Origin of the sequence: Pantoea vagans (genome assembly GCF_001506165.1) — a bacterium.
GTDB lineage: Bacteria > Pseudomonadota > Gammaproteobacteria > Enterobacterales > Enterobacteriaceae > Pantoea > Pantoea vagans_C.
Genome location: NZ_CP011427.1, coordinates 927,340 through 945,735, shown reverse-complemented (window position 1 = coordinate 945,735; position 18,396 = coordinate 927,340). Strand labels below are relative to the sequence as shown.

Below are 18,396 nucleotides of genomic sequence, written 5' to 3'. Positions count from 1 at the left end.
TGAGCGGGAGCGCATTTTTACGATTATCCCGCCGGACAATCCGTCCAGCAACAGCATCACGGAGTCAGAATGGGTCAGGAAAAGCTGTATATAGAAAAAGAACTGAGCTGGTTAAGCTTCAACGAACGTGTTTTGCAGGAAGCGGCGGACAAAACCAACCCGCTGATTGAGCGTATGCGCTTCCTGGGTATCTATTCCAACAATCTCGAAGAGTTCTACAAAGTGCGCTTCGCCGATCTGAAACGTCGCATTCTGATTGGTGAAGAGCAAGGTACGCCGACGACGTTACGCCATATATTGAAAAAAATTCAGCTGCGGGTGCAGAAATCGGATCAGGAATTCGATGCACTGTACAACGACCTGCTGCTGGAGATGGCGCGTAATCAGATCTTCCTGATTAACGAGCGTCAACTGTCGCCGAATCAGCAAGAGTGGCTGCGCTATTACTTCAAACATCAATTACGCCAGCACGTTACGCCGATTCTGATCAATCACGACACCGACCTGATTGAATTCCTTAAGGACGACTACACCTATCTGGCGGTCGAAATTATTCGCGGTGACGATATTCGTTATGCGCTGCTGGAGATTCCGTCCGATAAGGTGCCGCGTTTTATTAATCTGCCTGCTGAATCACCGCGTCGTCGTAAGCCGATGATTCTTCTCGATAACATTTTGCGCTATTGCCTGGACGAAATTTTCAAAGGCTTCTTCGATTACGATGCGCTGAATGCCTATTCGATGAAAATGACGCGTGACGCCGAATACGATCTGGTCACCGAAATGGAATCGAGCCTGCTGGAATTGATGTCATCCAGCCTTAAGCAGCGTCTGAATGCTGAGCCGGTACGTTTTGTTTATCAGCGTGATATGCCAGATGCGATGGTAGAAATGCTGCGCCACAAATTGTCGATCTCCAATTACGACTCCATCGTGCCGGGCGGCCGCTATCACAACTTTAAAGACTTTATCGGTTTCCCGAACGTCGGCAAAGCCAACCTTGAAAACCGCGCGCTGCCGCAGATTCGCCACATCGGCTTTGACGGCTTCCGCAACGGTTTTGACGCCATCCGCAATCGCGATGTGCTGCTCTATTATCCGTATCACACCTTTGAGCACGTGCTGGAACTGCTGCGCCAGGCGTCGTTCGACCCAAGTGTGCTGGCGATTAAGATCAATATTTATCGCGTGGCCAAAAACTCGCGCATCATGGATGCGATGATTCACGCCGCCTATAACGGTAAAAAAGTCACCGTGGTGGTGGAGTTGCAGGCGCGCTTCGATGAAGAAGCCAACATCCGCTGGGCAAAACGCCTGACGGAAGCGGGCGTGCACGTGATTTTCTCCGCGCCAGGTCTGAAAATCCACGCCAAGCTGTTCCTGATTTCGCGTCGCGAAGGCGATGAAATCGTGCGTTATGCGCATATCGGCACCGGTAACTTCAACGAAAAAACCGCGCGCATTTATACTGACTATTCATTGCTGACCGCCGATGCGCGTATCACCAACGAAGTGCGCCGCGTGTTTAACTTTATTGAAAACCCGTATCGCCCGGTGACGTTCGAGCATCTGCTGGTATCGCCGCAAAACTCGCGCGACATGCTGTATAAGTTGATTGATGCTGAGATTGCCAACGCCCAGCAGAAGAAACCGGCGGGAATTACGCTTAAAATCAATAACCTGGTGGATAACGGCCTGGTTGATCGGCTGTATGCGGCTTCCGCAGCAGGCGTGAAAATTAATCTGCTGGTGCGCGGCATGTGCTCTCTGATCCCTGATTTACCAGGCATCAGCGAAAATATTCGCATCACCAGCATCGTTGACCGTTATCTGGAGCACGACCGCGTCTATATTTTTGAGAGTGGCGGCGAGAAAAAAGTCTACCTCTCTTCCGCAGACTGGATGACACGTAATATCGATCACCGTATTGAGGTGGCCGTGGCGATTCTCGATCCACGGGTGAAGCAGCGCATTCTGGATATTATTGCCATTCTGTTGAGTGATACGGTGAAAGCCCGCATCGTGGACAAAGAACTGAGTAACCGTTATGTTCCGCGCGGCAATCGCAAGAAGGTGCGGTCGCAGCTGGCCATTTATGATTACATCAAGAAACTGGAACAACCCGAATAACGCCTATGCCAATTTCCCATAAAAGTACGCCAAAACCGCAGGAATTTGCGGCCATCGACCTCGGGTCAAACAGTTTCCACATGGTGATCGCCCGTGTGGTGGATGGCGCGATGCAGGTGTTGGGGCGTCTGAAACAGCGCGTGCATCTGGCCGATGGGTTGGATGCGCAAAATCGCCTGAGTGATGAGGCGATGGAGCGCGGCCTGAGCTGCCTTGCACTGTTTGCTGAGCGGCTACAAGGGTTCAGTGCGGCGAACGTGACCATTGTCGGCACGCACACGCTGCGTATTGCTACCAATGCGGAAGAGTTCCTGCAGCGTGCTGCCAAAGTGATCCCCTACCCGATTGAGGTGATATCCGGCAATGAAGAAGCGCGTTTAATCTTCATGGGCGTGGAACATACTCAGCCGGAAAAAGGCCGCAAACTGGTGATCGACATCGGTGGTGGCTCGACGGAGTTGGTGATCGGTGAAGATTTCGAGCCGCAACTGGTGGAAAGCCGCCGCATGGGCTGCGTAAGCTTTGCCAATCTCTATTTCCCGAAAGGGGAAATCTCGCCAGAAAACTTCCGCCGTGCACGTTTGTCGGCAGCGCAGAAGCTGGAAACCATGGCCTGGCAGTATCGTTTGCATGGTTGGCAATACGCCCTGGGCGCATCGGGTTCGATCAAAGCGGCCTGTGAAGTACTGCTGGCGATGGGCGAGAAAGAAAAACTGATCACCCCAGAAACGCTGGAGATGCTGGTCACCGAGGTGTTGAAGCATAAGTCTTTCAATGCGCTGAGCCTGCCGGGCTTGTCGGAAGAGCGTAAAGCCGTGTTTGTGCCGGGCCTGGCAATTCTTTGCGGTGTGTTTGATGCGCTGGCGATCCGCGAGTTGCGCCTGTCGGATGGCGCACTGCGTGAAGGCGTGCTGTATGAGATGGAGGGCCGTTTCCGCCATCAGGATATTCGAAGCCGCACCGCGCAGAGTCTGGCCAATCATTACGCCATTGATAGCGATCAGGCGCGTCGGGTACTGGAAACCACCGAGCAGCTCTACCTGCAGTGGCTGGATCAGAACCCGAAACAAGCCAATCCACAGCTTTCCGCCCTGTTGAAATGGGCTGCGCTGCTGCATGAAGTGGGGTTGACCATCAATCACAGTGGCATGCAGCGCCATTCAGCTTACATCCTGCAAAACTCTAACATGCCTGGTTTTAATCAGGATCAACAGATGCTGCTGGCCACGCTGGTACGCTACCATCGTAAAGCGGTGAAGCAGGATGAGATGCCACGTTTCACCTTGTTTAAAAAGAAACAGTTTCTACCGATGGTGTTCCTGCTGCGCCTGGGCACCTTGCTGAATAATCAGCGCCAGGCCACCACCAAACCTGATTCGCTGAAGCTGACCACGGATGACGGTAACTGGACGCTGAAATTCCCCAATGGTTATCTGAGCCAGAATACCTTGGTGCAGCTGGATCTGGAGCGCGAACAGGCTTACTGGAATGATGTGGCTGGCTGGAAACTGACGCTGGAAGAGGAGTAACGCGGGCTGCTGGCCCGCTGTATCACTATGACAAACCGTCCCGAAAACTTTTATGCGGAAAAATATGGCCTGACGCCCACCCACTCCGAAGTGCTGGCCGCCCTGCCAAAACTGGAAGTGGGTAAGGCGCTGGATTTGGGCTGCGGCCAGGGCCGTAATAGCCTGTTCCTCAATCAACATGGCTTTGACGTGACGGCCTGGGACAGCAATCCCCAAAGCCTTGAGCGGCTGAATGGCATTATCCAGGAAGAGAATCTGCAGAACATTCGCACTGAACTGTGCGATCTCAACCAGGTTCGTTTCAACGGCGGCTATCAGTTTGTGCTGTCGACCGTGGTAATGATGTTCCTGCAGCCGGAGACCATTCCGCAGCTGATTGCCGATATGCAGGCCAGCACGGTGAAATACGGCTACAACCTGATTGTGGCAGCGATGAGCACGGAAGATTACCCGAACTCGCAGAATTTTCCGTTCACCTTTAAATCCGGTGAGCTGAGCCATTATTACCGTAACTGGCATATCGTGAAGTACAACGAGGATGTGGGCGAGTTGCATCGCCGCGACGAAAACGGTAATCGCATTAAGTACCGCTTTGCCACGCTGCTGGCACAGAAAGCCAGCTATTAAAAATATGGCCGCCACCCGCGGCCTAATCTGATTTTGATCAATTTACCCTTAACCATTCCTGCTCATTTTTCACACAGTAATTGACCTGAAGATCTAACTGTGACTAAATGTTGCCATCGCCCAACTGGGTATCTACAGGAACCACCCCGCGTGAACAGCGCTTTCCCTGCACGAAGACGTCCTAAAACCGGCACCATGACTCGCATTATTTTGCTGATCAGTTTCTTTATTTTGGTTGGCCGTCTGATTTTCATCATCCCTGGTGCCATTGAGCATCATCAGCAAAAAAAAGCCTTACCTGAGCCGGTCCCTACACTGAGCATCAGCGATTCGCGCTAGAGAATTTGCGGGTCATCGTTGCTCGTCCACATTGTCCGGATATGACAATGCTGCTTAACTCGCCCTGATAACCCGCAACGCGCTACACTTTGACCTGACTTTACAGACACAAGGGACGCGCTATGTCTGCACCGTATGCACAACAATTAACCGAAACCCGCCAACGCATTCTTCACCTGTTACTCAGTGAGCACGACTTAGTCGACGTGTTACTGGATAAATCTGTCGATCTCAACGCAGCGGAACTGCGCGAGATCACCGACTGGCGTCAGCAGTTGGAAGATGAGCTTCAACATCTGCATGCCGCTGACTTGGCGGATATTCTTGAGGCGTTACCCGAGCAAGAACGTCTGGCATTGTGGCGTCTGGTGCCCTCCGAGCAACGAGGCCGCGTGTTGGTTGAAGCATCGGAAACCGTCTGGGCCAGTTTGACCGAAGGTATGACTGATCGCGAGATTCTGCACGCTATAGAGCCGCTGGACATCGACGATCAGGTATATCTGGCGCGCTATCTGCCGCGAGACCTGACTGGACGCCTGCTGACCACGCTGGAACCCAGCCTGCGAGCACGCCTGCTGGAGGTCATCGAGTTAGATCGTGACCGCGTGGGCCAGGTGATGGATTTCAACATCCTGACCGTCCGTTCAGATGTGACGCTCGCCACGGTGCAGCGTTTTCTGCGAAAGCGTAAAAGCATGCCGGATGGCACGGATAAAATTTTCATCACCAATGAAGAGAACCAGCTGCTGGGTGAATTATCGCTGACCGACATTTTGCTCAATAAGCCGAAAACCCTGGTCGCAGACGTGATGAACGCCCGCCCTACCACTTTTCAACTCAACGACAATGCGGAAGAGGCGGCCAGTGCCTTTGAACGTTATAACCTGATATCGGCTGCCGTGACGGATGCGAAAGGCAAGTTGATTGGTCGTATTACCGTGGAAGATGTCATCGACCTGGTCAACGAAGAGAACGAAAGCAATATCCGTAAAATGGGGGGTATCAGCCAGGGTGAAGACGTGTTTGCTCCAGTGCGCAAAGCCGTGGGTAAACGCTGGGCCTGGCTCGCTATCAACTTGTGTACGGCGTTTATCGCTTCACGGGTGATCGGCCTGTTTGAAGAAACCATCTCACAACTGGTGGCGCTGGCAGCGTTGATGCCGATTGTGGCCGGGATTGGCGGTAACACCGGCAACCAGACCATCACCATGATTGTGCGCGCATTGGCATTGCATCAGGTTGAGCCAGGTAACTTCTCATTCCTGGTGGTGCGTGAACTCGGTGTCGCGTTGATTAACGGTCTGTTCTGGGGCGGGATTATGGGCAGCATCACCTGGTTGATGTACGACAACCTGCCGCTTGGCGGCGTGATGATGCTGGCAATGGTGCTGAATTTGTTGCTCGCGGCGTTAATGGGCGTACTGATTCCGTTGATCATGACCAAGATGAAACGCGATCCGGCCGTGGGCTCCAGCGTGTTGATCACCGCGATCACCGATACCGGTGGGTTCTTTATTTTCCTCGGTCTGGCGACGGTGTTTTTGCTGCATCATTAAGCTAAAGACAGTGCGCGTAACGTTGCAGTGCCTGCTGCATGTTGAGCTGTAACGTTGCGCGAGCCAGTTCGCTCACTCCCGGGGCCACCCTTGCCGAACCTCGTTGATTTAACCATTCCACAACGTCAACAAAATGCCAGAGCGCGGTTTTCCCATCATGAATCGGGCGTGGAAACTGCGGGCTATGCGCCAGCATTAGCTTACGCATATTCTGGCGCGATACACCAATCAACTCGGCAATATCTGTCAGCCCCACTAAGTCTGGCGCCGCTTCAATCAGCTCAGCATCGGGCAGTGCCGCAATAACATCATCCAGCGCGCTACGAATGGCTTGCTGCGCATCGGTCGCTTCCCGCGTAAATACCATACTCAACTTCCCAGCAACGCCAGCCCCTACCAGCGCATCAGTGCATCCCGCAGCGCCGAGACGTTCCAGCGCTTCATCGCAAGAAATGGCATCACTCAACTGAAAACGAAGGGTAAATTCAAATCCCATTTTTAATACTCCGCCGATCCAAAATATAAAACGAATATACCAGCCAAGGTTGTCAAATGACAACCAAGTAATCACATTGAGTGACAATAAATGACCAGCAGTTAAGTGATACCATTCATTTATTACTTGGGGGGTTAAAAAAAGCAGCGCACAAAATCAGGCGCTCCTTATCACATGCGCATATACACTTAGCGCTAACACTGACCTGACGGAGATACAGCATGTTTAATGTAGGTGATATTGTGCAGTCGAAAACCGGTGGCCCAAAGATGCAGGTCACGCGCGTTGAAGGTGAATTACTTTGGTGCGCCCGCATTGATGATCACATCAAACGTGAAATTGAACTCAGAGCGGATACCGTGACGTTGTATCACGAAGACGGTGATTTCGGCGTGTGCTGATTTTTGTATTGCGTAATGCTTGTCAGTTTCGCGCTTTTCGGTCGCCATGAATGGCACCCCTACGATGCTCGTGCTCGGGTTTCATAGGGTGCGCATTCATGCGCACTGACATGGATATTCAATTTTCGCTAGCCGACCAGCATTACACAATTTATTGCGCGACCTGAATCATCACGGATTCTCTTTCTGCAAATTGTCCTGCCCTATCCCGCCGATAAAGGGCAAACGCAGCTTAAACGGCGTGAAGTCGAGCCCCAGATTCAGCCCCAATACATTCACCTCCAGCCCCTCTTCTGCCCCCACGGTAACGCCAAGCACACCCAACAGGGAAACCTGCACACCGCGCCCGGACGGCGGTAAACCAATCGGATGCAGCAACGAGCGGTAATCTTTACCAATCGCGTTAGCGGGCAGATCTAGTTGCAACGACGGTACTTCACGACCAATGTGCGCCATAAAGGTGTTGCTGTTCGGCCCCGGCCATGCGTGATAGGTGTGCGGCCACGGATACGATTTTATCGCCGCTTCGATCTGCGGAATCATCGCCTCTGCCGCTTTGCCGCGATGCTCCACCAGCAACCGTGGTTTCGCGCCATACCAGTAACCGTCGGGCAAGTTTGAATTGCGCCGTACCTTATTATCACTGCCCCAACTGATCACCTCATAGCGGTTGTATTGGGTCTCGCCCGCGCGCTTGAAAATGATCCACGGATGCACCGCCACTGCGCCTTTCCAACCATAGGTGGGCGCAGCATACACTTGCACAATCGCTTCATTGACGTATTGATGCGGGTCCGGCGCTAATCCGGCCGAATCTCGTCGCGCCGTCGCCCAACCACCACGTTCGGTAGTCAATTCGCCGGTACGCGTGGCCTGCGCAAGACTGGCTGCCAAAGAGAGCAGCACAATGCACAGAAAGGAGAGTAAAAAGGCTTTCAGTGGCAGCATCGACGGCATCCTGATGAGTAACAATTCATCGGCCATCATGCATTGAGAGAAGTGAGTTTGTATTCACCAACTATGCGATAGAGCAATTTGTTATGAAAAACTGGAGCATCTTGCCCCGGTGGATTGGTGTGTGGCTCGCATTTGTGCGCACGTCCTCCACGCTTGCCTTGCCTTCTCGTCGCTTATAAAAGACAGTTTTTACTGGATTGAATGCTTGCGAGGACGCTATGCTATACACCACTCAACGTTATCAGGATGCTGATGGCAATGTTCCCTACACCGAATGGATAACCAAATTGAGGAAAAAGGATCCTCGCGCCGCAGCAAAGATTGATACTCGAGTGGATCGGGCTGAAAGCGGAAATTTTGGCGACTACAGATTTGAAAGAGATGGCGTTTGGGAATTCAAAATCGATTATGGCCCGGGCTATCGTGTCTATTACGCGCTCGATGGCGATAACATAATTTTGTTACTCATTGGTGGGGATAAATCGTCACAGTCTCGCGATTTAGCGAAAGCAGTCAAATTCTGGCGTGAATATCAAACGAGGTAACAGCATGACTATCATCAATCAATCTGCACCTAAGAAAAAAACAGTCAGTCACGACGATGCGATGGTAGCGGAGCTGCGAGAAAACCCTGATTACGCTGAAATCTACCTGCAAACCGCTTTGGAAGATATCTACGAAGATGGCGGCATTGCAGCCTTTCTGATCGCCCTGCGCCGAGTTGTTGAAGCCCGAGGGGGTATAGGCGAAATCTCCCGTAAATCAGGTCTATCACGCCAGCAGTTGTATAAGACACTCTCCGAAAAGGGCAATCCTACGATCTCTACACTCACTGAGATTACTCGTGCGGCAGGCGTTAGGTTGATCCCTCACCTCTAAAGAAAAAGCCCGCTGTTAAGCGGGCTTGATGGACGGTTCAATTAAGGGGAATCATTCCCACTCAATCGTCGCCGGTGGCTTACCAGAGATATCGTAAACCACGCGGGAAATGCCGTTCACTTCGTTGATGATGCGGTTGGAGACGCGGCCGAGGAAATCGTACGGCAGGTGCGCCCAGTGCGCGGTCATGAAGTCGATGGTTTCAACTGCGCGCAGTGATACCACCCAATCATATTTACGACCATCGCCCATCACACCTACAGAGCGGACTGGCAGGAACACGGTGAAGGCCTGGCTCACTTTATTGTACAGGTCAGCTTTATGCAGCTCTTCGATGAAGATCGCATCTGCACGGCGCAACAGGTCGCAGTACTCTTTCTTCACTTCGCCCAGCACACGCACGCCAAGGCCTGGACCTGGGAACGGGTGGCGATACAGCATCGCGTATGGCAGGCCGAGTTCCAGACCGATCTTACGCACTTCATCTTTGAACAGCTCTTTCAGCGGCTCAACCAGACCCATCTTCATCTCTTTTGGCAGACCGCCCACGTTGTGGTGCGATTTGATCACGTGCGCTTTACCGGTGGCAGAAGCCGCAGACTCGATCACGTCCGGATAGATGGTGCCCTGCGCCAGCCATTTCACATCAGTCAGTTTCAGTGCTTCTTCGTCGAACACTTCAACGAACACACGCCCAATGATCTTACGCTTGGCTTCTGGATCGTTCTCACCCGCCAGTGCGTCGAGGAAGCGGTTTTCTGCGGCAACGTGCACGATGTTCAGACCGAAGTGGTCACCAAACATGTCCATCACCTGCTCGGCTTCATTCAAACGCAGCAGGCCGTTGTCCACGAACACACAGGTCAGGCGCTCACCGATGGCACGGTGCAGCAGCATTGCCGTCACAGAAGAATCCACACCACCAGACAGGCCGAGGATCACTTTATCTTCGCCGACCTGCTCACGAATACGCTCTACCGCATCTTCGATGATCTTGGCTGGGGTCCACAGTGCTTCACAGCCGCAGATATCGCGGACGAAACGCTCCAGCATGCGCAGACCCTGGCGGGTATGCGTCACTTCTGGGTGGAACTGCACGCCGTAGAATTTTTTCTCTTCGTTCGCCATGATGGCAAACGGACAAGTCTCGGTGCTGGCGACGGTTTCAAAGCCGGCTGGGATGGCAGTGACTTTGTCACCGTGGCTCATCCACACATCCAGCAGCGGTTTACCGGCGGCACTGATGGCATCTTCGATGTCACGCACCAGCGCGCTCTGGGTCAGCACTTCGACCTGCGCATAGCCAAACTCACGCTCGTTAGAACCTTCAACTTTGCCGCCCAGCTGCATCGCCATGGTCTGCATACCGTAGCACACACCCAGAACCGGCACGCCAGCGTTGAACACGTATTCTGGCGCACGTGGGCTGTTCAACTCAGTAGTGCTTTCCGGGCCACCTGACAGGATGATGCCGTTAGGATTGAAGCTACGAATTTGCTCTTCGGTGACATCCCACGCCCAGAGTTCACAGTAGACGCCCAGCTCACGCACGCGGCGCGCAACCAGCTGCGTATACTGAGAACCAAAATCGAGGATCAAAATGCGATGTTTATGAATATTTTCAGTCGTCATTGAGGCGTTTCCATTGGGATGGACTTAATAATAAAAGCGCCCGGCAGGTGCCGGGCGTTGAATCTTACGGGATTATGAACCCATGCGGTAGTTCGGTGACTCTTTGGTGATGGTCACATCATGCACGTGGCTTTCATTGATGCCTGCGCCACTGATGCGCACGAACTCAGCCTTGGTACGCAGGTCGTCAATGGTTGGGCAACCGGTCAGGCCCATGCATGAACGCAGGCCACCCATTTGCTGGTGCACGATCTCTTTCAGACGGCCTTTATAGGCTACGCGACCTTCGATACCTTCAGGTACCAGTTTGTCAGCAGCGTTGTCGGTCTGGAAGTAGCGGTCAGATGAACCTTTAGACATCGCGCCCAGTGAACCCATACCGCGGTAGGATTTGAATGAACGACCTTGATAGAGTTCGATTTCGCCAGGAGACTCTTCAGTACCCGCCAGCATAGAACCCACCATCACAGCCGCCGCGCCCGCAGCAATCGCTTTCGCGATATCACCGGAGAAACGAATACCGCCATCAGCGATAACCGGGATGCCAGTGCCTTCCAGTGCTTCAACCGCATCTGAAACCGCAGTGATCTGTGGTACACCGACACCAGTAACTATACGCGTGGTACAAATTGAACCTGGGCCGATACCCACTTTCACCGCGCTAACACCGGCTTTCGCCAACGCCAGTGCACCTGCACCGGTCGCCACGTTACCGCCGATAATTTCCAGATTTGGATATTTCGCACGGGTTTCACGGATACGCTGCAATACGCCTTCAGAGTGGCCGTGTGAAGAGTCAATCAGCAGCACGTCAACACCGGCAGCGACCAGCGCATCAACACGCTCTTCGTTGCCCGCACCGGCACCCACCGCAGCGCCTACGCGCAGACGACCTTCTGCATCTTTACACGCATTAGGTTTACGTTCTGCTTTCTGGAAATCTTTAACGGTGATCATGCCCAGCAGGTGGAAGCTGTCATCAACAACCAGCGCTTTCTCAACACGTTTTTCGTGCATTTTCTGCAGTACGATGTCGCGTGCTTCACCCTCTTTCACCGTGACCAGACGCTCTTTCGGGGTCATCACCGCAGAAACAGGTTGGTTCAAATCGGTGACGAAACGCACGTCACGACCGGTAATGATACCAACCAGTTCGTTGTCGGTGTTGACCACCGGGTAACCGGCGAAACCGTTACGCTCAGTCAACTCTTGTACTGCCGCCAGCGTGGTGGTTGGCAGTACAGTTTGCGGATCGGTCACTACGCCACTTTCGTGTTTTTTAACTTTGCGAACTTCATCCGCCTGGCGCTCAATCGACATATTTTTGTGGATAAAGCCCAGACCACCTTCTTGTGCCAGTGCAATTGCCAGACCGGCTTCGGTCACGGTGTCCATTGCAGCAGACAGCATAGGGATGTTCAGACGGATGTTTTTCGTCAGTTGGGTGCTGAGATCAGCGGTGTTCGGTAAGACAGTGGAGTGAGCTGGAACGAGCAGAACGTCGTCAAAAGTGAGGGCTTCTTTAGTGATTCTTAACATAGCAATATCTCCACCTGGGGGCGATTAAAACAGATAAAATATTGCCGCGGCATTATACAGGCCGAAATCGGTTGCCTCCAGTGTTTTTTCAGAAAAAGTCTTGATCCTCCTGGTCAGGCATGTAGTATCGGTTAATTAACCCTCTGATTTAAAATTTGATCTACATCACATGTCGCTACCGCCAACCGCCAATATTTTTACTGTCAGTCGCCTCAATACCACAGTGCGTCAACTGCTGGAAAATGAGATGGGCCTGGTGTGGCTCAGTGCGGAAATTTCAAATTTTAGCCAGCCCTCATCCGGTCACTGGTACTTCACACTGAAAGATGATGGTGCACAAGTGCGTTGTGCGATGTTCCGCAACAGCAATCGTCGGGTCACTTTCCGTCCGCAACACGGTCAGCAGGTTTTGGTGCGCGCCAGCATCACGTTGTACGAGCCGCGTGGCGATTATCAACTGATTATCGAAAGCATGCACCCTGCGGGTGAAGGCCTGCTGCAACAACAGTTCGAGCAGATGAAAGCGCGCCTAGCAGCGGAAGGTTTATTTGATCAACAGTTCAAGCAACCGTTGCCCGAGCCCGCACGTCAGGTTGGCGTGATTACCTCCGCCACCGGTGCGGCGCTGCATGATGTGCTGCGTGTTCTGCATCGGCGCGATCCCTCATTGCCCGTAGTAATCTACCCCACTCCGGTACAAGGTGTGGATGCGCCCGCAGCGATTGTGCGCGCCATCGAGCTAGCCAACCTGCGCGATGAGTGTGATGTGTTGATTGTCGGCCGTGGCGGTGGATCATTAGAGGATCTGTGGAGTTTTAACGACGAACGCGTCGCGCGGGCGATCTTTGCCAGCCGTTTACCGATTGTCAGCGCGGTCGGACACGAAACCGACATCACCATCGCCGACTTTGTGGCTGACCTGCGGGCGCCTACCCCTTCCGCTGCGGCAGAGCTGGTGAGCCGTAATCAGCAAGAACTGCTGCGTCGTTTGCAGTCCCAGCAGCAGCGGATGGAAATGGCGATGGATTTCTATCTGGCTGAACAGCAGCGCCGCTTCACACGCATTCATCACCGCTTACAGCAGCAACATCCTCAGTTACGCCTGGCACGTCAGCAAACCACGCTTTTCCAGCTGCAACGCCGTCTCGGTGAAGCGATGGATCAACGGCTGCGTTTAGCTAAGCGCCAACAGGATCGCCTGCTCCACCGTCTCAACACGCAACAGCCACAGGGCCGTATCCATCGCGCACAACAGCAGATGCAGCAGTGGCAATATCGCTTACAGCAGGGTATGGAAAAGCAGCTCAACCACAATCGTCAGCGCTTTGGTACGCTGGCGGCACAGCTGGAAGGCGTCAGTCCCTTGGCGACGTTGGCTCGAGGCTTCAGTGTCACCACCGATACCCAAGGCCAACTGGTGAAGAAGACCAGACAACTGCACAAAGGCGATTTGCTGCGCACACGTCTGGATGATGGCTGGGTGGAAAGCCAGGTGACCACTCTCGAACCCCTCAAATCACGCAGTCGTAAAGCACGTACCTAGCTGAAAAACTATACTTCTGGCATGTTCACTCACGGCCAGGAGTTACTATGCCTTACAGCGTTATTCCTCCGTACATGCTACGCAATATCATTGACCACTGTTCAGGTGCACCCCAAGATTCCGCTCGCCGCACCCTCACCCATGTTCAACAACTGATGGCTGAGCACAATCGTCCTAATTTCGGCGTTGCGACTTCGCCACCGGGCACAGTGCTACGTGCCATTTATGATGCCGAAAATACACAAAACTTGCCCGGCACACTGATTCGTGATGAAGGGCAACCCACCAATGGCGATGTGGCGGCTGAAGAAGCCTGGAACTATCTTGGCATCACCTACGACTTCTACTGGCAAACCTTCAAGCGCAATTCTCTGGATAACAAAGGGCTGAAACTGGACGGTACCGTACACTATGGCAAGGCATATCAGAACGCCTTCTGGAACGGCCAACAGATGGTGTTTGGCGATGGCGACGGTGAGATATTTAACCGCTTCACCATCGCCTTAGATGTGGTGGCGCACGAACTGACGCACGGGGTGACGGAAACTGAGGCGGGGTTGGTCTATTTCCAGCAGTCTGGTGCGCTGAATGAATCAATGTCCGATGTGTTCGGTTCACTGGTTAAACAGTTTCATCTTAAACAGAGCGCCGATCAGGCTGACTGGATCATTGGTGAAGGATTGCTGGCAAAAGGCATTCATGGCCGCGGTCTACGTTCGATGTCCGCGCCTGGCACCGCCTATGACGATCCACAACTCGGCAAAGATCCCCAACCTGCCGATATGACGCACTACATTGAAACACGCGATGACAATGGCGGTGTGCATCTCAATTCAGGCATTCCCAACCGGGCGTTTTATCTCGCCGCCAGTGCGCTGGGGGGCTTTGCATGGGAGCTTGCGGGCCAAGCCTGGTATGACACCTTGTGCGATAAAGCACTGCCGCAGGATGCTGACTTCAGCACCTTCGCTCGCTTTACCATTGAGCATGGCGGCAAACGCTTTAACCGTTCGGTAGCGGAAGCGATTCAATCCGCATGGCAACAGGTAGGCGTAACGTGAACATTCATCTGAGTGATGACGCCGTCATTGAGCTGGCACGCGAGGGCGGTATCGCCTTTATCCCTCGTTTACGCGGAGAACGACGCATTGCTTTGGGGCAGCTGCCCGAACCGCAAAAACAGCGCGTCTGCAACGTGCTGGAGCAGGCACTGCCGCTGGGTGAGCCTGAAGATCAGGCAGCTAATCTTGGACGTGGCGATCAACGCTATTTCCGTATTCAAATCACCTATGCCACACATCAGGAAGCGGGATCAGTCGTGATTTTGATTCCGGAAACGCTAGCTTCTCCTGAGCTGGAGGCGCTGTGGCGTGACGGCCAGTAATCTCAGAGATCTCCCAAAGCAGGCTGTAACTTACTGACTATAATCATTAAGTGGCTAGCTAGTCCACGTCGAAGAAAACACCCTTAGATGAGGTCTCTGCTATGACACAAAAGAAGCAACGAGGCGGTGCTGGGAACTTTGCAGAGGACCCAGAGCGTGCCAGGGAAGCCGGCAGTGCTGGCGGCAAAGTCAGTGGGGGCAATTTCAGAAACGATCCTGAGAGAGCCAGGGAAGCTGGAAGAAAAGGAGGTCAAAAAAGCCGTCGCCCCTCCAAGCAGCAGTAAATAAGGTACCTTAAGGGAATGTGTGCGCCACGGATGGTTATAAAAAAAGGCCGACATCATGATGTCGGCCTTTTTCATATTTAAGGCAACTTACTTGCTGTCTGGCAACGCGTAAGCAATCACGTAATCACCACGGTCTGGTGACTGGCGAGCACCACCTGCAGAGATCAGGATGTACTGTTTACCATTTTTCGGTGAAACATAGCTGATCGGACCGCCCTGGCTGCCCACTGGCAGACGTGCTTTCCACACTTCTTTACCGGTTGAGCTATCAAAGGCGCGCAGATAGTAATCCTGCGTACCGGCGATGAACACCAGGCCGCCCTGAGTCGCTAAAGTACCGCCCAGCGTAGGCATACCGATTGGCATCTGTGCATGCATCTTGATACCAAATGGACCGGTATCCTGCACGGTACCCACTGGCACCTGCCAAACAATCTGGCGGGTTTTCATGTCGATAGCAGACAAGGTTCCGAACGGTGGCGCCTGGCACGGAATGCCCAGCGGTGACATGAAGCGGTTTTTGTTCACCGCATACGGTGTGCCTTTCAGCGGAACCGCACCCATACCGGTGTTGATGGCTTCACCACCGTTGCTGGCAGCCGATTTAGTGGTGTCTTGAGGAATCATCTGCACCCACAAGCCCAGACGCATGTCGTTGACGAACATGTACTGGTTATTCGGGTCAAACGAGATGCTGCCCCAGTTCATCCCACCCAGTGAACCTGGGAAGCTGAGTGACTTATCTGTATCGGGTACGGTGAACAGGCCATCGTAACGCATGCCTTTGAAGGCAATACGGCAGACTAACTGGTCAAACGGTGTTGCACCCCACATATCAGACTCGGTCAGCTTCTGGTTGCCAATGTTTGGCATTTCCACTGAGTGCGGCTGAGTTTTGGTGTACTGCTCGTTCGGAATATGACCCTGTGGCATTGGCTGCTCTTCAACTTTCGTTAAAGGCTTGCCGGTCAGGCGATCCAGCACCCAAATCATGCCGGTTTTCGCACCGATAACTACAGCAGGCTTGGTCGTACCATCCTTCATCGGGAAGTCGACCAGGCTCGGCTGCATTGGCAGGTCAAAGTCCCACAGATCGTTATGCACGGTCTGATAAACCCACTTCTGCTTACCGGTGGTGGCATCCAGCGCAAGGATAGACGCGCCATAGGTGTGATCCAGCTTGGTACGATCTGCACCATACAGGTCAACAGATGAGCTACCCATCGGCAGGAACACGGTGTTCATGGCTGGGTCGTAAGACATCGGAGCCCATGAGTTCGGGGTACTACGGGTGTAGTCTTTGCCCGGCATCAGAACGGCATTTGGATCAACATTACCTGGGTCAAATGCCCAACGCATCTGACCGGTGATCACATCAAAGCCGCGCAGTACGCCGCCAGGCATATCCGTCTGTACGTTATCCGCTACACGGCCACCCACCACAACGGTGGTACCGGCTAATTGTGGCGCAGAGGTCAGCTGATATTGTGGATCTGGCGCAGCGCCCAGACCTTTTTTCAGGTCAACCACACCGTGGTCACCGAAGTCTTCACAGAATTCACCGTTGTCAGCGTTGATAGCAATCAGACGCGCATCAATGGTGTTCATCAGAATACGACGCTGACAGGTATCACCTGCCGCCAGTGCCGGCGCAGGAACCGGTGTTGAACCCGGCTGAGAGGGCTGCTGCACAGGTTTGGTCGCATCGAAATACGCCAGACCACGGCAACGGTTCCACACTTCGGCTTGCGCGTTGATTTCACGCTTCCAGATCTGCTTACCGGTATCAGCTGCAACCGCAATCACGTTGTTGTGTGGGGTGCAAAGATACAGTGTGTTACCCACTTGCAGTGGCGTTTCCTGATCTTCTGCGCCGTTACCGGTTGGGCTGATTGGCGTATCGCCCGTGTGGAAGGTCCATGCAACCTGTAGGTCTTTAACGTTATCACGGGTAATCTGGTCGATTGCCGCAAAACGGTCGCCTTCTGACGTACGGCCATAGCTGCTCCAGTCCTGCTGTGGCTTAGACTTGTCTACCGGAATCAGCGGCAGTTGTTTGCCTTCAAACGCAACGGTTGGATGCGGCTGGAACATCTGAACGAAAGTCGCCACCATACCCACAGCGATGACCGCAGACAGCACGTAAGACACTTTCGCCAGCGAGCTTTTGCCTTCACGCTTACGCAGTGCAGGCCATGTCAGGAACGCCAGCAGCATCAGGCCCGCTGGGACCATCAGACGAGAAACCAACTGCCAGAAATGGAAGCCTGCGTCGAACAGCGCCCAAATCAGGGTACCAACGAAGACCAGAATAAACAGGGTGACGGCAGAGGATTTGCGACGGAAGAACTGAATCGCCGACAGCAACATCACAATACCGGAAATGAGGAAGTACCAACTGCCGCCCAAAGCGACCAACTTGCCGCCACCGATCGCGAAGAACAGACCGACAGCCAGAAGGACCAGCCCGAACAATACAGACCAGATACTCAGCCCTTTACAGGGACGAGCGGAATTTTCTGCCATAACAAAAACTCTCCTGAAAAAATAACGCGCTGGTGCCGATACGCCATTGGCAGCCGGTGACAATGCTCCCGCCGAAACTGGCGGCAAGAGCTAATCCGTTACGCTTTATTTTATATCTATTGGTACGGGTACAATGCCCGTGATTCGGCGCTTGTGAGCGAGGACACATCGCAGGTGAGAGTCATTCTCGCTTCAAGGCGGCAGGATTGTACCACCTGGTACATTAGAAAGTGAACATCCATAACGAAGGAGTTACTGGCTAATAGCATTTTTGCTACAAAACCAGTCGTAAGGTATTAATAAATATGACGCCCCTAAGGTGAGATTTTTAGAGCGTTGTGAATTCAGGCACGAATTCGACACGCTTTTTCGAGATCAACCCGTGTCCGTGCTGGCAAAAATAGTCCACTGCACCGCAGGCTTTCAGCACCTGTAGCGGCTGCTGGCAATCCGGGCAGACCGCGCGTTGGGCATAATGGTGATGGCAATTATCGCAAGTGAAGCCGGTATCGGTAGGGTTGAGAGCGTGCTGGCAGTGGGGGCACAAATGGGGCATAGATTCTCCTTGTTA

18 protein-coding genes are annotated in these 18,396 nt (G+C 53.2%); 12 read left to right on the top strand and 6 right to left on the bottom strand.

Going from position 1 to position 18,396, the window contains the following annotated elements; translation table 11 throughout:
• Window positions 1-69: 69 nt before the first annotated feature.
• The 5 genes from ppk1 to mgtE all read left to right on the top strand — a co-directional run bounded on the left by ppk1 (window position 70) and on the right by mgtE (window position 6,181).
• Window positions 70-2,130 carry a polyphosphate kinase 1 gene (ppk1, locus tag LK04_RS04305; protein WP_039329808.1) on the top strand — a complete coding sequence of 687 codons (2,061 nt, stop codon included), beginning with the start codon at window positions 70-72 and terminating at the stop codon, window positions 2,128-2,130.
• 5 nt (window positions 2,131-2,135) lie between these two features.
• Complete coding sequence (ppx, locus tag LK04_RS04300; protein ID WP_039329811.1) at window positions 2,136-3,659, top strand: exopolyphosphatase; 1,524 nt, start codon at window positions 2,136-2,138, stop codon at window positions 3,657-3,659.
• A gap of 27 nt (window positions 3,660-3,686) precedes the next feature.
• Complete coding sequence (tehB, locus tag LK04_RS04295; protein WP_039329812.1) at window positions 3,687-4,286, top strand: tellurite resistance methyltransferase TehB; 600 nt, start codon at window positions 3,687-3,689, stop codon at window positions 4,284-4,286.
• 150 nt (window positions 4,287-4,436) lie between these two features.
• Complete coding sequence (locus LK04_RS04290; RefSeq protein ID WP_039329814.1) at window positions 4,437-4,625, top strand: YfgG family protein; 189 nt, start codon at window positions 4,437-4,439, stop codon at window positions 4,623-4,625.
• Window positions 4,626-4,747: 122 nt separating this feature from the next.
• Window positions 4,748-6,181, top strand: coding sequence for a magnesium transporter (mgtE, locus tag LK04_RS04285; RefSeq protein WP_039329816.1), 1,434 nt, complete (start codon window positions 4,748-4,750; stop codon window positions 6,179-6,181).
• A 1-nt stretch (window position 6,182) separates the two neighbouring features.
• Here mgtE and LK04_RS04280 read toward each other — a convergent pair whose 3' ends face one another.
• A complete protein-coding gene (locus tag LK04_RS04280; protein ID WP_039329818.1) occupies window positions 6,183-6,677 on the bottom strand; it encodes a hypothetical protein in 495 nt (164 codons plus the stop codon).
• A gap of 221 nt (window positions 6,678-6,898) precedes the next feature.
• On the opposite strand from LK04_RS04280, the gene LK04_RS04275 reads away from it, so the two are divergent.
• Window positions 6,899-7,078 carry a DUF2158 domain-containing protein gene (locus tag LK04_RS04275; protein WP_039329820.1) on the top strand — a complete coding sequence of 60 codons (180 nt, stop codon included), beginning with the start codon at window positions 6,899-6,901 and terminating at the stop codon, window positions 7,076-7,078.
• Between the two features lie 171 nt (window positions 7,079-7,249).
• Here LK04_RS04275 and LK04_RS04270 read toward each other — a convergent pair whose 3' ends face one another.
• Window positions 7,250-8,026 carry a DUF3750 domain-containing protein gene (locus LK04_RS04270; RefSeq protein WP_039329821.1) on the bottom strand — a complete coding sequence of 259 codons (777 nt, stop codon included), beginning with the start codon at window positions 8,024-8,026 and terminating at the stop codon, window positions 7,250-7,252.
• Between the two features lie 227 nt (window positions 8,027-8,253).
• Here LK04_RS04270 and LK04_RS04265 point away from each other — a divergent pair, with 227 nt between their 5' ends.
• Window positions 8,254-8,580 carry a type II toxin-antitoxin system RelE/ParE family toxin gene (locus tag LK04_RS04265; RefSeq protein WP_039329823.1) on the top strand — a complete coding sequence of 109 codons (327 nt, stop codon included), beginning with the start codon at window positions 8,254-8,256 and terminating at the stop codon, window positions 8,578-8,580.
• Window positions 8,581-8,584: 4 nt separating this feature from the next.
• Window positions 8,585-8,914, top strand: a complete 330-nt coding sequence (locus LK04_RS04260) for an addiction module antidote protein (protein WP_039329825.1) — start codon at window positions 8,585-8,587, stop codon at window positions 8,912-8,914.
• Between the two features lie 51 nt (window positions 8,915-8,965).
• Here LK04_RS04260 and guaA read toward each other — a convergent pair whose 3' ends face one another.
• Together guaA and guaB are read right to left on the bottom strand one after the other, a co-directional pair.
• Window positions 8,966-10,546 (bottom strand): glutamine-hydrolyzing GMP synthase, encoded by a 1,581-nt coding sequence (guaA, locus tag LK04_RS04255; protein WP_039329828.1) that lies wholly within the window; start codon window positions 10,544-10,546, stop codon window positions 8,966-8,968.
• 72 nt (window positions 10,547-10,618) lie between these two features.
• The gene (gene guaB, locus LK04_RS04250) at window positions 10,619-12,085 is read right to left on the bottom strand and encodes an IMP dehydrogenase (protein WP_039329830.1); all 1,467 of its coding nucleotides are present in this window, start codon (window positions 12,083-12,085) and stop codon (window positions 10,619-10,621) included.
• A gap of 169 nt (window positions 12,086-12,254) precedes the next feature.
• Between guaB and xseA the strand changes: the two genes are divergently transcribed.
• The 4 genes from xseA to LK04_RS04230 all read left to right on the top strand — a co-directional run bounded on the left by xseA (window position 12,255) and on the right by LK04_RS04230 (window position 15,296).
• On the top strand, window positions 12,255-13,628 hold the full coding sequence (xseA, locus tag LK04_RS04245) for an exodeoxyribonuclease VII large subunit (RefSeq protein WP_039329832.1): 1,374 nt from the start codon (window positions 12,255-12,257) through the stop codon (window positions 13,626-13,628).
• A 47-nt stretch (window positions 13,629-13,675) separates the two neighbouring features.
• On the top strand, window positions 13,676-14,689 hold the full coding sequence (locus tag LK04_RS04240; protein ID WP_039329834.1) for a M4 family metallopeptidase: 1,014 nt from the start codon (window positions 13,676-13,678) through the stop codon (window positions 14,687-14,689).
• On the top strand, window positions 14,665-15,012 hold the full coding sequence (locus tag LK04_RS04235; protein WP_197063314.1) for a protealysin inhibitor emfourin: 348 nt from the start codon (window positions 14,665-14,667) through the stop codon (window positions 15,010-15,012). Before LK04_RS04240 ends, LK04_RS04235 begins: the two co-directional genes overlap by 25 nt.
• Window positions 15,013-15,113: 101 nt before the next feature.
• Window positions 15,114-15,296, top strand: a complete 183-nt coding sequence (locus LK04_RS04230; protein ID WP_045814915.1) for a general stress protein — start codon at window positions 15,114-15,116, stop codon at window positions 15,294-15,296.
• Window positions 15,297-15,386: 90 nt separating this feature from the next.
• On the opposite strand, the gene LK04_RS04225 is transcribed toward LK04_RS04230, so the two are convergent.
• Window positions 15,387-17,825 (bottom strand): glucose/quinate/shikimate family membrane-bound PQQ-dependent dehydrogenase, encoded by a 2,439-nt coding sequence (locus LK04_RS04225; RefSeq protein ID WP_039329837.1) that lies wholly within the window; start codon window positions 17,823-17,825, stop codon window positions 15,387-15,389.
• A 328-nt stretch (window positions 17,826-18,153) separates the two neighbouring features.
• On the bottom strand, window positions 18,154-18,381 hold the full coding sequence (locus tag LK04_RS19995) for a zinc ribbon domain-containing protein (protein ID WP_071885728.1): 228 nt from the start codon (window positions 18,379-18,381) through the stop codon (window positions 18,154-18,156).
• Window positions 18,382-18,396 lie beyond the last annotated feature (15 nt).